At 39.1% G+C, this 17,277-nt stretch carries 18 protein-coding genes; 14 read left to right on the plus strand and 4 right to left on the minus strand.

Annotated features, from left to right (window positions below):
* The first annotated feature begins 13 nt into the window (after positions 1-13).
* The 11 genes from QLQ22_RS04455 (at position 14) to QLQ22_RS04505 (ending at position 9,732) form a co-directional block, all read left to right on the plus strand.
* Positions 14-337 (plus strand): (2Fe-2S)-binding protein, encoded by a 324-nt coding sequence (locus QLQ22_RS04455; RefSeq protein ID WP_223440032.1) that lies wholly within the window; start codon positions 14-16, stop codon positions 335-337.
* Complete coding sequence (locus QLQ22_RS04460) at positions 327-1,415, plus strand: NAD(P)/FAD-dependent oxidoreductase (protein WP_223440033.1); 1,089 nt, start codon at positions 327-329, stop codon at positions 1,413-1,415. Before QLQ22_RS04455 ends, QLQ22_RS04460 begins: the two co-directional genes overlap by 11 nt.
* Before the next feature lie 33 nt (positions 1,416-1,448).
* Positions 1,449-1,778, plus strand: coding sequence for a (2Fe-2S)-binding protein (locus tag QLQ22_RS04465; RefSeq protein ID WP_223440035.1), 330 nt, complete (start codon positions 1,449-1,451; stop codon positions 1,776-1,778).
* Complete coding sequence (locus tag QLQ22_RS04470; protein ID WP_223440036.1) at positions 1,779-2,852, plus strand: NAD(P)/FAD-dependent oxidoreductase; 1,074 nt, start codon at positions 1,779-1,781, stop codon at positions 2,850-2,852.
* 60 nt (positions 2,853-2,912) lie between these two features.
* A complete protein-coding gene (locus QLQ22_RS04475) occupies positions 2,913-3,248 on the plus strand; it encodes a DUF1904 family protein (protein WP_223440037.1) in 336 nt (111 codons plus the stop codon).
* 190 nt (positions 3,249-3,438) lie between these two features.
* Complete coding sequence (locus QLQ22_RS04480) at positions 3,439-4,599, plus strand: NAD(P)/FAD-dependent oxidoreductase (RefSeq protein ID WP_284016084.1); 1,161 nt, start codon at positions 3,439-3,441, stop codon at positions 4,597-4,599.
* Positions 4,600-4,975: 376 nt separating this feature from the next.
* Complete coding sequence (locus QLQ22_RS04485) at positions 4,976-6,781, plus strand: laminin G domain-containing metallophosphoesterase family protein (protein WP_284016085.1); 1,806 nt, start codon at positions 4,976-4,978, stop codon at positions 6,779-6,781.
* A 268-nt stretch (positions 6,782-7,049) separates the two neighbouring features.
* The gene (locus tag QLQ22_RS04490) at positions 7,050-7,520 is read left to right on the plus strand and encodes a FixH family protein (protein WP_223440040.1); all 471 of its coding nucleotides are present in this window, start codon (positions 7,050-7,052) and stop codon (positions 7,518-7,520) included.
* A 168-nt stretch (positions 7,521-7,688) separates the two neighbouring features.
* Positions 7,689-7,991, plus strand: coding sequence for a PadR family transcriptional regulator (locus QLQ22_RS04495; protein ID WP_223440041.1), 303 nt, complete (start codon positions 7,689-7,691; stop codon positions 7,989-7,991).
* Between the two features lie 4 nt (positions 7,992-7,995).
* Complete coding sequence (gene chrA, locus QLQ22_RS04500) at positions 7,996-9,168, plus strand: chromate efflux transporter (protein WP_223440042.1); 1,173 nt, start codon at positions 7,996-7,998, stop codon at positions 9,166-9,168.
* Positions 9,169-9,204: 36 nt separating this feature from the next.
* Positions 9,205-9,732: a YfiT family bacillithiol transferase gene (locus QLQ22_RS04505; RefSeq protein ID WP_223440043.1), complete on the plus strand. Its 528-nt coding sequence runs from the start codon at positions 9,205-9,207 to the stop codon at positions 9,730-9,732.
* A 167-nt stretch (positions 9,733-9,899) separates the two neighbouring features.
* Here QLQ22_RS04505 and QLQ22_RS04510 read toward each other — a convergent pair whose 3' ends face one another.
* The 4 genes from QLQ22_RS04510 to QLQ22_RS04525 form a co-directional block, all read right to left on the minus strand.
* Positions 9,900-10,766, minus strand: a complete 867-nt coding sequence (locus QLQ22_RS04510; RefSeq protein ID WP_284016086.1) for a DUF6612 family protein — start codon at positions 10,764-10,766, stop codon at positions 9,900-9,902.
* 212 nt (positions 10,767-10,978) lie between these two features.
* Positions 10,979-11,944 (minus strand): cation diffusion facilitator family transporter, encoded by a 966-nt coding sequence (locus QLQ22_RS04515; RefSeq protein ID WP_223440045.1) that lies wholly within the window; start codon positions 11,942-11,944, stop codon positions 10,979-10,981.
* Between the two features lie 61 nt (positions 11,945-12,005).
* Complete coding sequence (locus QLQ22_RS04520; RefSeq protein ID WP_284016087.1) at positions 12,006-13,190, minus strand: AI-2E family transporter; 1,185 nt, start codon at positions 13,188-13,190, stop codon at positions 12,006-12,008.
* Positions 13,191-13,311: 121 nt separating this feature from the next.
* Entirely contained in the window at positions 13,312-13,683 is a 372-nt protein-coding gene (locus tag QLQ22_RS04525) for a DnaJ family domain-containing protein (protein ID WP_223440047.1), read from the minus strand.
* Between the two features lie 361 nt (positions 13,684-14,044).
* On the opposite strand from QLQ22_RS04525, the gene QLQ22_RS04530 reads away from it, so the two are divergent.
* The 3 genes from QLQ22_RS04530 to QLQ22_RS04540 all read left to right on the plus strand — a co-directional run bounded on the left by QLQ22_RS04530 (position 14,045) and on the right by QLQ22_RS04540 (position 17,213).
* Entirely contained in the window at positions 14,045-15,514 is a 1,470-nt protein-coding gene (locus QLQ22_RS04530; protein ID WP_284016088.1) for a potassium/proton antiporter, read from the plus strand.
* A 202-nt stretch (positions 15,515-15,716) separates the two neighbouring features.
* Positions 15,717-16,262, plus strand: a complete 546-nt coding sequence (locus QLQ22_RS04535) for a hypothetical protein (RefSeq protein WP_284016089.1) — start codon at positions 15,717-15,719, stop codon at positions 16,260-16,262.
* 48 nt (positions 16,263-16,310) lie between these two features.
* Positions 16,311-17,213 carry an HD-GYP domain-containing protein gene (locus tag QLQ22_RS04540; RefSeq protein ID WP_223440052.1) on the plus strand — a complete coding sequence of 301 codons (903 nt, stop codon included), beginning with the start codon at positions 16,311-16,313 and terminating at the stop codon, positions 17,211-17,213.
* Positions 17,214-17,277 lie beyond the last annotated feature (64 nt).

Here is a 17,277-nt window from a genome sequence, read left to right on the forward strand (position 1 = left end):
GAAGGGTGTTTTTATGCATATTGAAAATCATCCCGTATTAGGGAAACAACTGACAAAGCCTGTAACGATCTATTTTAATAATAAAAAATATAAGGCATATAAACAGCAGACGGTTGCAGCAGCCTTAATAGCCAATGGAGAAATTAAATTCGGCTTAAGCAGGAAGTTAATCCAGGCAAGAGGGCTTTTTTGTTCCCGGGGCAGATGCTGCAGCTGCTATATGACGGTGAATGGAGAGGAACATGTACGCTCTTGCATGGTAAGGGTTGAAGAAGGGATGGAAATATATCCAAACCTAGAAGACCCAGAGGTAAGGAGCGATGACTATGGAGACTGATGTTCTCATTATCGGAGCCGGACCTGCGGGACTTGCAGCCGCATATGAAACGGCATCAAAAGGGATTGATGTAACGATCGTAGAGGAATCCATTTCAGCAGGCGGACAGCTAATCCAGCAAACGCAAATCATACAATCATTGCCCTCCTCTTTTCAGCCAATGCGGGGTTTTGAGCTGGCTGAAAAATTAAAAGGTCAGTTAAAAGAATTTCCTATTCGTTATTTATTCCAACATCGAGTGATTGGCTTATATGCAGATGGCAGTGTTGGAATTACGGATGAACAGAATGTTTTTCCGGTGAAAGCAAAGAAAATAATCGTGGCCACTGGAGCAGCTGAAAGCGCCGTTCTTTTTCCGAAATGGACCTTGCCGGGAGTAATAACGATTGGTGCAGCTCAAACATTAATCAACCGGGATTTTGTTCTGCCTGGCAAGGAAGCTGTCATCGTTGGTTCAAGTGACTTTGCGATGGAAGTTGCTCTCCAGCTCATAGAGGTTGGCGTTAACATTAGGGGGATTGTTGAAAGTCAGCCTCAGGTTACTGCCAGAGATAAGGAAAAAATGGAGCAAGTGGAAAGATGCGGAGTTCCATTTTATTTAAACTCTTCTATTAAAGAAGCGAGAGGAAATGGGCAGCTTGAAGAAATCGAGATTCAGCTCCAGGATGGAATATTAACAGAAAAAATCGATCTGGCTTGTATCGATGGCGGGAGAACGCCGATTCTTGATTCTTTTTATCAATTAGGATGTTCGTTCAGTTATCAGGAAAAGCTTGGCGGTTGGATCCCACAATATAATAAACGTTTCCAAACAGATCGTGAAAATGTTTTTTTAGCCGGAAATGCAGCAGGTATCAGCTCACAAGGAGTACTGCTAGTAACCGGTATGATAGCAGGTATAAGTGTATGTGAGGCCTTACAGGCAATAAGCAATGAAGCTGCTGAGGAAATAAGGCTTTCCCTTTGGGATGAGTTAGAGCTGCTCGAAACAAAACTAAATACGGAAGTCTTGCAGGGAAGAAATCAGCATATTGAAAGTTTTGCAAACCCAATGCTTAAAGATCAATTTATTTCATAGATAAATAGAATAAGTGACTAGAAGGTGAATTAGTTGGATAAAACAACAATCATTTGTCGATGTGAAGAAATAAGCTATGAGGAAGTTGAGGAAACCATTGGACATGGAGCAAGAACCTTTGATGATGTTAAAAGACTGACACGATGCGGCATGGGTCCATGTCAGGCGAAAATATGCACAAACCTTGTTGCAAATGTGATTCATGAACAAACAGGCAAGCCATTTCATGAGATTCCATTGCCTCGGATGCGGATGCCCCTATCCCCAATAAAACTTGAAACATTAGCGACTGACAGCACATTGTTTTCCGCAGTGAAATCTGTTTTAGATGAGGTGGAATTAGAGGACGGGAAGGTGAGATAAATGGAAACACGTTACGAAACAGTTGTTATTGGTGGCGGAGTCATTGGGAATGGAATTGCCTATCACCTTTCTGAACGCTATAAGGAAGGGGTACTAGTTCTTGATAAGAAATATCCTATGTCAGGAACATCAGGATCCACCCAAGCCTGGGTGTGGGTACATAATAAAACCCCATCCTGGTATGCTGAATTTAATATGTACAGTGCTGAACTCTATCCGTACTTATCTAAAAAAATTGGAGATGTTGAATATAAACGGACAGGCGGTCTATCTCCATTTTTCAATGAGAAAGACCGGGAAAAAGCATTTCAGCTTGCAGAGTCATACCGGAAGATTGGCATTAAAATTAAAGTGCTGTCAAGAGAAGAAGTACTGGAGAAGGAGCCCTCTATCAATCCTGAGGTCGCAGGAGCAACTTATAGTTCGATCGACGGAAACGTCAATCCATTTCGGTTGATAGACATGTATATGAGAGCTGCAAGGAAAAATGGTGTGAATTATTCTACTTATAACAAAGTAATAGACATACAAAAGCAGGAAGAAAAATTTATTGTTGTTTCAGACAAGGAAACCTATGTATGTAAAAACCTCATTCTCGCTGGCGGAACTTGGTCAAAGGAACTGGGAAGTATGCTTGGAATCAATATTCCGGTGAAACAATTAAGAGGGCAAATTCTTGTTTCGGAACCTCTAAAACCATTCCTGAATTATACGATAAGCGGGCTGAGACAGGCTAATAATGGTGAGGTATTAATGGGGTATTCAATGGAGGAGGCAGACTTTGACCGCTCAACAACTCTTGATGTTATTCAGGAAACAGCAAATATGGCTGTTCACTATGTACCTTCATTGAGAAAAGCAAAAGTTGTCCGTGCCTTTTCAGGAATTCGTGCCATGCCAGAGGATGGTTTCCCGATTATTGGAAAAGTGCCTGAAATTGAAAATCTATATGTGGCAGCTACACACAGCGGTGTAACACTATCTCCTCTAATTGGAACGCTAATAACTGAATTAATTTTGGATGGAGAAACATCTATTCCGATTGATCGGTATTCGGTTAGCAGATTTGGGTGAGAGTATTACATGTATTAAACAAAGGTTTATGCTAAAAACACTTAATTTGGAGGAATATAAATGCCCCACTTAATTTTCAGAGGGATTTCAGTTGAACAGGTCAAAACGATAAGTAAACCATTAGTACAGGAGCTAGCTGAAATCTGTGCTTGCGGGACTGATAACTTTACTCTAGAAATAGTACAATCTACTTTCGTATTCGATCAAAATGAAGTGCCGGGATATCCTTTTATTGAGGTGAAATGGTTTGAACGCGGCCAAGACATCCAGGATCAATTTGCCAAAGCTGTTACAAGAAATGTTCATTCTCTTGGTATTCCAGAAGCAGAAGTTGCATTTACTGCATTTTTAGAGTCTGCTTATTATTCTAACGGAAAGAGTTTCGCCGAAGAGTAAAGGACCAGGCACTACTCGTTTAGTGATTAGAATTTATAGAATAATACCTTAACCAAATATAAACCTTATCAGGTTTTAGTTCTTATGATTGCTGCTAATACTCTTGCTGCCGTCAAAGCATTTATCTATGTTTCTGCATGGGCTATTTGGTTATAAACCGGTCTACTATTATATGAAAGGTGCTGGGTAAATGGAGACAGAAGTAATCGTTATAGGCGGTGGTGTCATTGGCTCTTCTATTACTTATCACTTAGCACGTGATGGTGTAAGAGTTAAGCAATTGGAAAAGGGGAGCATCGCTAATCAAGGCGCTGCATCAAGGGCATCTGCAGGTGGAATTAGATTAAACAATCGTGATCCAAGAGAATTATCATTGGCAAAAGCGAGTATCCTTAGGTGGGAATCACTTGAAGAAGAGCTTGAAGCTGATTTAGAGTATTTGCCGGCAGGTCAAATCATGTTATTTGATCATCGCTATAATATGGAAGATCTCTTTAATCAGGTAAAGGAAGATCGAAAAAATGGGATTGTCTCTCGAATTGTCGATCAGGACGGTTTAAAAGAGTTAATCCCATTCATCTCACCTTTAATTTCAAAAGGGATCTTTTATTCAAGCGGCGGTCAAGCAAATGCATTACTTACGACAATTGCGTATTCATCAGCAGCACGGCGTTTAGGCGCAGAAATAATAACTGGCATTGAAGTACACTCGATAGCAAAACAGAATCATGCAGTTACAGGTGTATACACAAGTTCTGGCTTTATGCCATGTAATATGGTCATTAATGCAGCCGGAGTATGGGCGCCTAAATTGCATGAGACTTTAGGACTCTCCCTTCCACAAATAAAGCCTTTCTGTCATCAGATGTCTGCAACATTTGCTGCTCCTTTACTATTGCCGGGTCCCACGATTAGTGCAAAAGGGACGAAAATATCCCTAAAGCAAACGGTTGATGGACGAATAAGAGCAGGTGGAGGTTATGCTGCTAAGCCTGGACCAAACAAATATACTGGTCTATTCAATGAAGAAAGTCTTAAAGAGCAGCGTAATACTGTTTTATCCATTATTCCAGCCATTAAAGATTATGAAGTAGATTTTACATACTACGGTGCAGAAGCTCACTGCATTGATGATATTCCAATTTTAGGTCCAATCCCTGAAATTACAGGGTATTTATTGGCAGCTGGATTTAGCGGACATGGATTTACAATTTCCCCAGCTGTTGGGCAAGTATTGTCTGAAATTGCCCAACAGAAATCACCTTCGATTTCAATTGATGAACTCTCTATCAATCGGTCATTTGATGCAGAAAAATCAAAGGATCATGCAATTCGTCACATCCCAGGATGAATAAATAATAATTTATTGTAAGCACTTAATGACTATTATTTCTGAAGAACAATCTAGTGATCAAATGAAGTCCATAAAATGCTCCAGAATTTGGAGTTATTTAATCTGGAGCAGAAATTACTTTCTGTGCAAACGAATAAGTATGCAGTGAGTCATAATAGATCCAGTATCTTTCACACGAAAAACCATAGGCGGCAGATAAAAATATAAGGAAATTTCTGAAGAGCATGATCACGATCTGATCAATTGCTCTTTTAGCATTTTATTCTAGAGATTAATAAAATGAGTGATTTACATAAAATTTACTTACTTCCTAAATGAAGTAAATTATTAACTTATATCCTATTTTTATCATATCAAAAAGGAGAAACAATTTATGCGAATGAAAACTATCATAATGGCCTTATCACTCGTATGTATGATGGTTTCAATCTTTGCTTATCCTGCAGAGGCTTCTAGGTTGGCTGTACAAAAAGAATCTGACAGCATTGTGGCGGATTGGAAATTTTCGAAACAACATGTAAAAAGAGGTACGATTGAAAGCGGGAATTTGATTATTGAAGACGCAAGTGAAAACGGGAATGATTTAGAGCTAGTAACGATTGGAGATCCAGCTTCAACAGAATTAGAAAATATGATTAAATGGTCAGAAGAAGATTATTATCATCAAAAAAGTGTAGATACTTTACAATTTTCTAATTATAAGAATGCTCCTGCAGGAAGATATTTAAGAACAATCAAAGATGCACAAATCAATAAGGAAAACTTTGATAATGGATTTACCTTCGAAGCAATTTTCAAACTGCCGAGTGATTTTAATAGCAGTTTACATAGCTGGATGGGGATATTAACAAGACAAGGGCAAGCTGCTGACCTTAATAAAATGGAAGGCGAGAAAGAAATACTTACTACATTATCTGTATCAAGTGACAAAGAAATTCAATGGACAAGCCATCCATCTAATCTAGACTATAATGTAAGCAACTGGTCTCGTTCATTAAATACTGATGAGTGGTATCATTTAGCAGTTGTTAATGACGGCCAAACAACGACATTAACTGTTAATGGCGTTAGCGATTACGGAAAATCAGAACAAGTCGCAGGAATTGCAGCTTTAGAAGGTAAAGGCTGGAACATTGGTGCATCTGAGTGGGGAAATGAATTAGATGCACTATTTGCAGGCAACATCCAAGAAATACGAATTGCTAATGAGGCTTTAACCGAAGAAGAATGGCTTGTGCAAGGTGCTGAAGACGATGAACCATTCGAAGGAACTAACGATAGAATTCCATTTTTAACAAACAAAAACAATTTTAATTTTCTTTTTGTCCCAGATACACAAAAATATTCAAGCCAAAATCCAGAGATTTTTTATAGCCAAATGAATTGGATTGCTAAAAACACTAAGAAGAACAATATAGTAATGAATACATTTGTTGGTGACATTGTCGATAGTAATTCAGAAAAGCAATGGCAGAATTCCCTTGAAGCCATTTCGTATTTAGATAAAAAAGATATTCCTTATATGATTGCAGCTGGGAATCATGACTATGCCGAAGGAGATCCGTTCTTAATCCATTACGGACCGCAGCGTTTTGAGAATAAAGAATACTATAAGGGATCTTCTCCTTCCGGATATGGCTCTTATGCAATAGTTGAAGCAGGAAGTTATGAATACTTATTATTAATAGTTGATATGGAAAATCTTCAAACAGACATTGAATGGTCAAAAGATGTTTTAAATCGTCATAAAGATAAACCGACTATTATCGCTTCTCATGATATTATTTATCCTGAGATTCAAAAGAATAAAACTGTTGTCGCTGAGTCGTCTAACGGCCGACTGATTTGGGATGAACTTGTAAATGATTACAATCAAGTGTTCATGACGGTAAATGGACATTATTTTGGAATCGCTCACCACGTTAAACAAAACGCATCAGGGAACGATGTCATTCAAATGCTAGTCAATTACCAATCAAATTATCGAGGGGGAAATGGCTGGCTAAGACTTGTAGAATTTGATGAAAAGAAAAACAAATTGTTTTTCCGTACTTATTCCCCATTTGTCGATAAAATGCCAAACAAAGAAAAAACATATATCGATTATAGATTTTTAACAGATGAATACAATTTATTTGAATTAGATTTGAATTTTAAAAAGAGATTTAACTTGAATTGAAGATCCATTTAGGATGGTTCGTTTTGAGGAAGAAATTTTATATTTTTTTACTTTAAGTTTTATTCCTTCTATTTTTGTCGTTAAGGAATGCTCCATTTCGTTAAGCTGTAAGCAGCTGAATGGAATGGAGCTTTTCTTTGGAAGCTGATTCCTGAAAGGGTGCAGTCTTCGTCAGACTTTGGAAAGAAGCTTTTTGACTGTTATAGGATAAAGCGGTTACAATAGTTATCGTGTATAGACTGCTTCTTAATAGGAGAGGAAAAATGAAATGAATCGAATACTAGCAGCTTTATTTTTAATAGCCGGTTTAATGCTTGCCTCGGCCTGCACGATGGACTCAGGTGATAACTCAGCTGAAGGTTCTTTAATGGTTAACGCTGATATAAGACTGCCTTCTGAAATCAGCAAAAATAAAGAAGAAACGCTCTCTGTCGCTGTAACACAAGGCGAAGATGCTGTAGATGATGCTTCCGGCGTGGAATTCGAAATATGGAAAGCTGAAAGTAAAGAAGATAGCGAAATGATCAAAGCGGTACATAAAGGCAAAGGCATCTATGAAATCAAGAAAACGTTCAGCGAAGATGGCATCTATTTTGTTCAAACACATGTGACCGCCCGTGACATGCACGTTATGCCTAAAAAAGAATTTACCGTAGGGGAATTTCCTAAAGAAAAGGCTGAAAAAGCAAAAGAAGCTGAAAAGACAAAAAATGCAGAAGATGATCATAGTCACCACTAGGAGGCCAGGGCCGATGCTCTGGTCTCTTTTGTATTCTTAAAAAAGATAAAAAGAGGATTATTGCGGTTAACCTTTTTATCATTCAATCTTTACATAAAATTAATAATTATTTGTTACATTATTGCTAAGCAATATCGAAATCCGATATTAAGGAGGCGCTTCTTATAATTGCGTGAATTCATTCTTGGAGCCATTAAAATTCACATTCTGTATCATGCGAAAATCGAGCCGATTTACGGCTCATTCATGATTGAGGAATTGCGCAGCCACGGCTATGAAATTGGACCGGGCACACTATACCCGTATCTGCACAACCTTGAGAAAGCAGGATTCCTTACTAGGGAAGATAAAAAAGAAAAGGGGCGGATCCGCAAGTATTACAGCATAACAAAAGAAGGGGAGAAGGCATTGGAAAAATCAAAAGAGATGCTGAGAGAGCTTGCCAGAGAAGTCTTAAAGGAGGAATGGTGAAAATATGTTTAGAACGTGGCTTGAAATCCTTCTTGTGTCTACTAAGCTTGGGCTGACGTCATTTGGCGGTCCTGTTGCACATTTAGGTTATTTCAGAGATGAATATGTAAAGAAGAGGAAGTGGCTTGACGAACGGGGCTATGCTGATTTAGTGGCCTTGTGCCAGTTCCTTCCGGGTCCGGCGAGCAGTCAGGTCGGAATCTCAATTGGCATAGTCCGGGGCGGCTTGGCAGGAGGATTTTTATCATGGTTTGGATTTACAATTCCTTCTGTCATTGCCCTCATCTTATTTGCTTATTTTGTAAAAGGCTTTCAGGCGGAAGACGCAGGATGGATCGATGGTCTGAAGGTTGTGGCTGTGGCAGTTGTTGCGCAGGCCATTTTGGGCATGGGGAAAAATCTGACTCCGGACAGGCCGAGAATTACAATGGCCATTATTGCTGCTGTTTGTGCCCTTTTCTTTCCAACCGCCATTGGGCAAATCGCTATTATATTAATTGCAGGTGCTGCTGGATATTTGATATACAAAAATAAAGAGGTTTCAAAGGCAGAAAAGTTGAATCTATCCATAAGCAGAAAAACAGGTATCATAGCCTGGGTTTTATTTTTGGGGCTGCTGATTCTTCTTCCGGTGATCAGGCAAGTGTTTCCCTCTATATGGACGGCTATGTTTGATACCTTTTACCGTGTTGGTTCAATCGTATTTGGCGGGGGACATGTCGTGCTCCCGATGATTGAACGGGAAGTCGTGCCGCAAGGATGGGTAAGTGAAGAGATCTTCCTTGCCGGTTATGGAGCTGCACAGGCAGTACCGGGACCGCTGTTTACTTTTGCAAGTTATCTGGGTGCATCGATCAATGGTGTATCAGGTGCAATTGCTGCAACAGCAGCAATGTTTTTGCCGTCGTTTCTGCTCGTCGTTGCTATGCTCCCTTTTTGGAATACGCTAAGAGAAAAAAGCAGCGTACAAGCCGCATTAATGGGAGTGAATGCGGCTGTTGTCGGTATTCTGCTTGCAGCTCTTTACAATCCGGTATGGACAAGTGCAATCAAAACGTCCAGCGATTTTGCCCTCGCTTTAATAGCATTTGCACTTCTTGTCTACTGGAAGCTCCCGCCTTGGCTAGTGGTTCTTGCAGGGGCTGCCGGGGGAGTTCTCATTCAAAAACTTGGATAATAAAAGAAGAGAGAATAGTTGGAGAGGGATGATAAAATGCAAGATTTAAAGTATCCTATTGGTCTTTTTTATGCACCTGAAAAAATAGAAACAATCCATTTGAAAGGCTGGCTAGATGAACTGGCTGCAGCGCCCTCAAGATTAAAAACAGCCGTTTTGGATTTATCAGATTCACAGCTGGATACGCCCTATCGCGAAGGAGGGTGGAGTGTGCGCCAGGTAGTTCATCATTTGGCAGACAGTCATATGAATGCCTATATAAGAATAAAACTTGCCTTAACAGAAGAGAACCCGGTTATTCGTCCATATGAGGAAAAGGCATGGGCAGAATTATCAGATTCAAAGCATGGGGAAATTGAGGTGTCGCTCGTATTGCTTGAACATTTGCATAAACGCTTGGTCATGCTTGCATCGTCTCTCTCTGAATCTGATTTAAACAGGACATTTTATCACCCTGCGAATAAAACCTCCGCTACATTGGCTGAAACACTGGGTGTTTATGCGTGGCATGGGAATCATCATATTGCTCATATTGAGAGCCTTAGAAAAAGAATGGGCTGGTAAGTAAAAAGGAGATCTTCACTAAGAGATCTCCTTTTTCATTAAAAATATAGATATGGGCTAACCTGCCCAACCCCTCGGCCAGAACGGATCCGTCAGTAAAGGCAAAAAGCGCCTTTTCTGCCGGATCCTTATCTGTCTGTCGAAGCTAAACGGGCGGTTCCGCTTTTCTAGGCAGCAGGATCAACCTCAACTGCTTCATTTAACACTTCTTCAGGAATAGAGAAGTTCTTAAGCTCATTCATTTCAGAGAATTCAGATGTGATCGTTTGCTGCATCTCGATCTTCTGTTCATTTTCAGTGATAAACATTTTAATGTCCATTTTTAGTGATTTGGGGAAATAAGTTTCTTTGTCCAGTGTGTACGTATAATCAATTTGTTCTATGTCCATTTGCTCCAATGCTGCCTGCATTGTAGGATCAGAGCCCATCATATTCCCTGTAAGACTCATCAGTTTTTCACCATTGCCTTTAACATTAAGTATATATTCACCTTCGGTTTCTTCCATCTGGATATCATCTGCCATTTTTTCCAGCTGTTTGATTTGCTCAGCAGGAGTCATCGTTTTCTGCTGATTCATCATTTCACCCATGCCTGGTCCGGCCTGTTTCATTTTAACCCATCCGCCTGACTGTACATCTTTTATGTAAATGAATTCCTTATCCATATACATTTCAATTGTATTTGTTTGTCCTTCAGCTTCCATTTGCATCGTTTGCTGCATGAAAAGTGGCTCTACATTTGTTTTTGTCTGCATGTCTGCATTTGTTTCCATCGTTCCTTCTTCAGTTGTCATAATCATTTTCAGTGTGCCGTCCATAGCGAAGTTTTTAAGCTCAGCAGATTTTTCACTGGCAGCAGCCAATACTTCTTGAGATGTTGCATTTTTGTCAGTTTCACTTGTTTCTTTGGTTTCAGCTTCGGTTTCAGCAGTCTCTGCCGCTTTATCTTCTTTTTCTGTAGTAGCGGTGCTTTGACCGCATCCGGCTAAAAGCAATGCAATCAATAAACTGATAATCCATCCTGATTTTTTCAAAATTAACGAGCTCCTCTCCAATTTGGTGAATCAAGGTGTACACTTTCTTAAACGATTAAAACTAAATAAAGTTTCACTTTTTTTCCATAACCCCTAATTTATATTTGGAAAACATTTGAACTATCCCCTTTAGTATCCAATTTGAAACGCTTATTTAGAAAAAATGACAAACAAAAAAGACCATTTAAAAATGGTCCATTTTGTCTAACCTTTTATTCAGTTTCATTCATTCCCCATGTTTTCACTCCGTCTGATTCGAAAATGCCAAGAGTGACATCTGCAATATCAGGATCGGTATATAAGTGATCCTTCACCCTGATTTTAATATCATCTGCAACAGCTAGAGATAACCCGGGTTTTAGTTCCATATAGCTTTCAACATGGTATTTGCGCCCCTCCTGAAGAATACGGAGATTTTTAATGTCTTCAACGTCAGGATCAGATAGAATCATTTCTGCAATTCGGTCCTCTACATCTTTAGGGGCAGCAACTCCGATTAATCCAATTGTATTTTCATAACCGATTTTAATGGCAATGCCTATCAGCAATACTCCAATCATCATCGTACCTACACCATCTAAAACGTAAAAACCGGTGAAATAAGACACTACGATTGATACAAGGGCCAATAATGCACCAAATGTAGCAATAATGTCTTCGTAGAAAACAAGTCTTGTTGGAGGCGAAGCAAGACTTACATGTTTAAATGCATTTGCTGCAACGCCAAATCCTTTTGCTTCTGTTCTTGTCTCATGTGCAATTTCTTTCATTGCTTTAATAAGAATGAGACCGTCAATTATAACAGCGATAACAAGGATTCCCGCATTTAACAGGATATTTGTGGTTGCTTTAGGGTGCTGAATCAGTTCCCAGCCTTTATGGAGCGTTTCGTATGCCATAATGGAAATTACGATAACCGCAATCAAAACGAAGAGATTCACTACACGGCCGAAGCCGGTTGGAAATCGTTTTGTCGGAGCTTTTTCAGCAAGAGCACTTCCGATAAAAACAAACCCCTGATTAATGGCATCCGCTGCTGAATGCAAAGTGGTGGCAAACATGGTTCCATTCCCGCTTATAAAAGCAGCGATTCCTTTAATAATCGTTAATGCCGTATTCCCGAGAGCTGCAATGCCTGAAGATTTATTTCCCTTTTTAAGAAGCTGAAAAAACGTCATATGCACACCTGCCAAATCATGATTATTTTTCTATTGTTACTATCCTTCAAACCTGCTGAAATTACTCAATTTCAATGTCCGCATTCGTGTTCCGGATTGGATCGAGCCGCTCTTTCCTGAGAAGGTAAAGTCTGTAAGAATGGCTGCATATGACCTTCAATATGGCGTAGGTCGGAACGGCAAGCAGCATTCCAAGCAATCCTCCCATGCTTCCCGCAACAATCAGGAGCAGGATGATAGTTAAAGGGTGAATATCAAGTCTTTTGCCCATAATCAGCGGTGAAGAAATATTGCCGTCGATTTGCTGAACAACAATAACGACTATAAGTACTTGTACAACCATAAACGGTGAATCCAGGAAGCCTACTATTACAGCAGGAATTACTGCTATAAACGGTCCAAGGAAAGGAATGACGTTTGTCAGCATCGCAAACATCGCAAGCAGAATGGAATAATCAAGTCCAATAATTAAGTAACCTATGTACATCATTACACCAACGACAAGACTGACAAGAGCCTGTCCCTGAATGTACGAGCTTAGGGCATGATCCATATCCTTTAAAATGAGCTTCGCTTCGTTTGCTTTTGTATAAGGCAAAAAGCGCAAAACTTGTTTTGGAGCATATTCACCATCTTTCAGCAAATAAAAAACAATAAACGGCACCGTAACAAAGATTGTTGCAATGCTTGTCAGAATGCCAATGAAATTAGAAACGCTGCTGCCGATATTGCTTACATTCGACTGGAAATAGTCTGTAACAGAAGCTGTCATCTTTTCGAAAGTCAAAATATCATTCTGTTCAAACCGGGCAAACCATTTATTTTCTCTTAGAGCAAGAAGATTATCCTGCAGGGTTTGCACAATCTGAGGAAAGTTATTGATCAGTTCTTGAAATTGTTTCTGAATAACCGGTCCGATCAAGAAGATTACTAATGTTCCAAGGCCAATAACGAGCAGATAAATAATGATGATCGAGATGGTATTCGGAACGCCTTTTCTTCCTAAAAATCGCACGATCGGGCGAAGTAAATAAAAGATGATTCCTGAAACCAAAAACGGGAAAAATAAGGTCGTGAATATGATTTCAAGCGGTCTGAAAATGAAATCTACTTTAGTCGACAGCAGAATAATCGTTAAAAAGATAATGATTCCATAACCAATTTTAAAAATGCGGTCCTTCGGCAAATGATATGCACCACCTTTTGATGTATTTCTCACTTCCATGAGTTTGCGGAGATTTGCCATATGTAGCTTTTCCCATAAGGGGGAAAGGTGAAACAAATTGTTTTCATTATATCATTCCATAGCCCAGTCTCACTAACTCGGTTACAGGGATAAATGCAGCAGGCTGCGCCATGCCATTCTGTCATTCCCATAGTTTGTAATGCTTTTCAAGCTCATTAAGGGATAGTAAGTTTTTTTGCAGGGCTGGAGGACAAGAGCGGTTATATTTCATAATTTCTTTATTAATTTGTTCAGCTTCTGTTATACGTTTTTCATCATCAGTGAGTTTCATCAATTTTTCTATGCGCTGCTTAATTTCTTTCTGCATTCTAATCCATGCAGGGAGGTAGTTTGCATTTTTGACAATTTTCGTGAAGATATCCCCCTCAAGAGCGCTTTTTGGAAGTGGCTTACCCATGCCCGGCAGTTTTTCAGCACCGCCTTTTTTTTCAAAATCCTTATAAATAGAACTCATTAAATCTCTGTTTGATAAATCCTCATTGTTTTTCTTCAAAAAAAGACCCCCTATTGTTCATTTATAAGGATAACTTCTTGATGAATTTGGAAAGTCCTGTAAGAATCTTAGTCAAATTTGTGAAATAGAAAAACCTATCATAAAAGATAGGTTTCAGAGGGCGGTGTTTATGCTTTGAACATAGGTGACATCATTGTTCATTGAAATCTGTTTGGATAAAAGATGTCATAAGTAATCTATTATATAGGAGGAAGAAACATCCAGGGACTTTCATTAGGAAAATCTTTTTCCTTAGGCCAATTTCTAGACGATAAGCTGAATGTTGCGATAAAATAGACTTATTCCTCTATTAATTCTCTTCAAAACGTTGTGTAAAATGAAACTATGAGGTGATGCAGTATTGTCGTTTTCTGTTGATAATATCATATTAATTTTAGCTGTTCTTTTAACAATCGGTGTTTTGACTGCAAAGTTTTCCTCTCGGCTTGGTTTGCCTTCACTCGTTTTTTTTATTGTTGTCGGTATGGTGCTCAGCAATTATATTTATTTTGATAATGCAAAGCTTGCCCAGTTATTTGGAATTATTGCCCTGGTGATTATTATTTTTGACGGGGGATTGCAGACAAAATGGGTGGATGTCAGAAGAATTCTTGTGCCATCATCCATGCTTGCTACAATCGGCGTTTTTATTACGACGATCATAATCGGCTTATTTGCAAAATTTATTCTCGATTTAACCTGGCTTGAGGGGTTATTGTTTGGGGCAATCGTCGGATCAACTGATGCAGCAGCAGTGTTTGCTGTTCTCGGCAACAAAAACATCAGAAAGAAGTTGACGTCTACTCTGGAGGCTGAATCTGGTACGAATGATCCAATGGCCGTATTTCTGACAGTAACGATCATTCATCTGATTGGGCAGCCAGATACGAGTTTTATTGAACTTGTCTTAAGGTTCTTCTGGGAGATGGGTTTTGGTCTTGCAGCAGGTTTGCTCTTCGGAAAGCTTGCAGTGTGGACCATTAACAAAATAAATTTGGATTCATCTGGACTTTATCCCGTTTTATCGCTTGCATTTGCCATTTTAACATACAGCTTAACCACGTTCGCACATGCAAGCGGACTCCTTGCTGTTTATGTCATGGCTGTCATAGTCGGAAATTCAGATTTAACCTTCCGGCATTCCATCATTCGTTTTAATGAAGGCTTTGCTTGGATGATGCAAATTTTAATGTTTATATTACTTGGCTTGCTAGTGTTCCCGAATCAGCTTTTGGGCATCGTTTGGGAAGGTTTGCTGCTGTCAGTGATCTTAATGATAGTGGCGCGTCCAATAGGAGTCTTTATCAGCATGTTTGTTTCAAAGTTTTCAATAAAGGAAAAACTGTTTATTTCCTGGGCGGGATTAAGAGGAGCTGTTCCGATCGTTTTGGCTACTTATCCGATGCTTGCTGGACTTGAGAACAGTCAGCTGATCTTTAATGTCGTTTTCTTCGTTGTCCTGACTTCGGCATTGCTTCAGGGTGCGACGATAACACCTCTTGCCAATAAGCTGAACCTGTCAGAAAGCAAGAAAAATTCATTGAATCATACCCTTGAATTAATCTCGATCGGCAAAACTAATAATGAAATGATTGAGCTTGAGGTTGGGGAAGGCGCCAATGTTTCAGGAAAAGAATTAAAAGACATTGAGCTGCCGAATGATGCTTTAATAACGGCTGTTATAAGAGATGAAAAACTTCACACTCCGAGAGGAGATACAAATATTTTTTCAGGTGATACCTTATATATTCTCGTCTCCAAGAAAAACCGGGAAAAGATTAAAGCGATTTTTCAGGGAGAAATCGTGGAGAGTGCCGGTAATTTTGATTAAATGCAGAGGGAGAAAGCGATGCAGCACAAGCTGCATCGTTTTTTTATTGGGTTATTTAAATTCTTATCAAAACATTATTCTTGCTTTTTTTACAAAATTCGTTCTTTTTTACTACATATTGTCAGTATTGATATATAATAACATTGAATAGTGAAAAAATTACGATTAATCAGTAAAAACCAATATGAAGGAGGAATAAAAAATGAGAAAAATCATCGCGTGTGTATTAGCCATTTTCTTTTTTACCGTATATTCAGCAGTTCCTGCCGTTTTCGCTGAAGAAAACACAGGATTAAGCGAAGAAGAAATCCTTCAGCTGGTAATGGAAACAAACGAGAAGATCGATTCTTTAATCGTAAAAGCCGTTGCAGAAGCAGAGAAGATTGAGAGCAAGTACTTACATAATAAAAACAAGACGGAAGAGAAAATGGCGCAATTGCAGGCAGAACTGACAAAATTATCCTCAGAATTTCCGGATGCAAAAGATGATGAAAAAATGAAGAAGAGAATAGAGAATTTGGAAGAAAAGCTGCTGAAAGAAAAAGAAAAATTTGCAGAGTTTCAGAACGAGTTCGACAGAGAGCTTGGTGACTTAATTCAGAACTTGGTGGATGTAACAAATGAAATGTCTGCTAAGACCATCAGCAAAGCTGCTGAAAATGGCGTAACTGTGGAATGTACATGGGTTTTAGTTGAGCTCGGCGGAAAAAAGGTCTGGGTGGATCCGCTGAAAGTTGTTGGACCATAAACAGAGAACAAGGTTCCGCAATCCTTTTCTAATTTGGGGGGCTATCATATGGAAGGGCTGCATATTTTTAAAAAGGGCAGTTACATCAATAAAGTAAAACAGGAGTCGGCAGAATTAAGTCTGCTGCTGAAAAATGAAGGAACTGAAATTCTCTTTCAAAGCATAGTGAAGGATCGCATGTTCTACATTTATCCAGGAGAAAAGAGAGACTCCTTTGAATTTTATTACATCATTAAAGGGGAAGTTCTCTTTGAGGAGAATAACGAAAGCAAAGTACTGAAGGAGAAAGATTATTTCTATGTTCAGGACTTGAAAAAACCAATTTTTTTTAAAGCATTAACCGATTTAGAACTGCTTTGGTTTATTACAGAACCGGCATTTGATGATTTAAGCGACGAAATAGAGAAATGGACAAGCATGGTACAAAAAGTAGAACAAAAAGATCGCTACACATATAATCACAGCATGCGGGTTCAAGAGTATTCCATTAAGATTGCCAAAGAGATGGGGCTTGATAAGAAGAGGCTTGAGAATCTCTATGTTGCATCGCTGCTTCATGATATCGGGAAAATTAATGTAGGGACTGATATCTTAAATAAACCAGACAAACTGACTGATGAGGAATTTTCTATCATTAAGAAGCATCCCGCAGACGGAGCTGATATTTTAAAACATCAGAAAGGTGTAAGTGACATCATTCTTCAGCATCATGAAAAATTAGATGGTTCAGGCTATCCTTTTGGACTGAAATCGGAAGAAATCCTGCTGGAATCAAAAATCGTGACAGTAAGCGATACATATGATGCGATGACACAGGATCGTGTTTACCGGAGTGCGCTTAGTGCAGCCGAAGCGGTGCGGGAACTGAAGAAATGGAGTGGAATCCATTTTGATCAAGAAATCGTGAATACGTTCATTTCCCTCTTGAAAAAGGAAGGTAAAATTGACTAAGGCATCTTCCTATTCTAAAGCTTTTTATCTTAGTATAATGGAACATACATAAAGATGAAGGCAG

Origin of the sequence: Metabacillus hrfriensis, assembly GCF_030127205.1 — a bacterium.
Taxonomy (GTDB): Bacteria; Bacillota; Bacilli; order Bacillales; family Bacillaceae; genus Bacillus_P; species Bacillus_P dongyingensis.

Coding starts and splice junctions, on each gene's coding strand:
- QLQ22_RS04455 (WP_223440032.1), top strand. CDS start 14: ATGCATATTGAAAATCATCCCGTATTAGGGAAACAACTGACAAAGCCT.
- QLQ22_RS04460 (WP_223440033.1), top strand. CDS start 327: ATGGAGACTGATGTTCTCATTATCGGAGCCGGACCTGCGGGACTTGCA.
- QLQ22_RS04470 (WP_223440036.1), top strand. CDS start 1,779: ATGGAAACACGTTACGAAACAGTTGTTATTGGTGGCGGAGTCATTGGG.
- QLQ22_RS04475 (WP_223440037.1), top strand. CDS start 2,913: ATGCCCCACTTAATTTTCAGAGGGATTTCAGTTGAACAGGTCAAAACG.
- QLQ22_RS04480 (WP_284016084.1), top strand. CDS start 3,439: ATGGAGACAGAAGTAATCGTTATAGGCGGTGGTGTCATTGGCTCTTCT.
- QLQ22_RS04485 (WP_284016085.1), top strand. CDS start 4,976: ATGCGAATGAAAACTATCATAATGGCCTTATCACTCGTATGTATGATG.
- QLQ22_RS04490 (WP_223440040.1), top strand. CDS start 7,050: ATGAATCGAATACTAGCAGCTTTATTTTTAATAGCCGGTTTAATGCTT.
- chrA (WP_223440042.1), top strand. CDS start 7,996: ATGTTTAGAACGTGGCTTGAAATCCTTCTTGTGTCTACTAAGCTTGGG.
- QLQ22_RS04505 (WP_223440043.1), top strand. CDS start 9,205: ATGCAAGATTTAAAGTATCCTATTGGTCTTTTTTATGCACCTGAAAAA.
- QLQ22_RS04515 (WP_223440045.1), bottom strand. CDS start 11,944: ATGACGTTTTTTCAGCTTCTTAAAAAGGGAAATAAATCTTCAGGCATT.
- QLQ22_RS04520 (WP_284016087.1), bottom strand. CDS start 13,190: ATGGCAAATCTCCGCAAACTCATGGAAGTGAGAAATACATCAAAAGGT.
- QLQ22_RS04535 (WP_284016089.1), top strand. CDS start 15,717: ATGAGAAAAATCATCGCGTGTGTATTAGCCATTTTCTTTTTTACCGTA.
- QLQ22_RS04540 (WP_223440052.1), top strand. CDS start 16,311: ATGGAAGGGCTGCATATTTTTAAAAAGGGCAGTTACATCAATAAAGTA.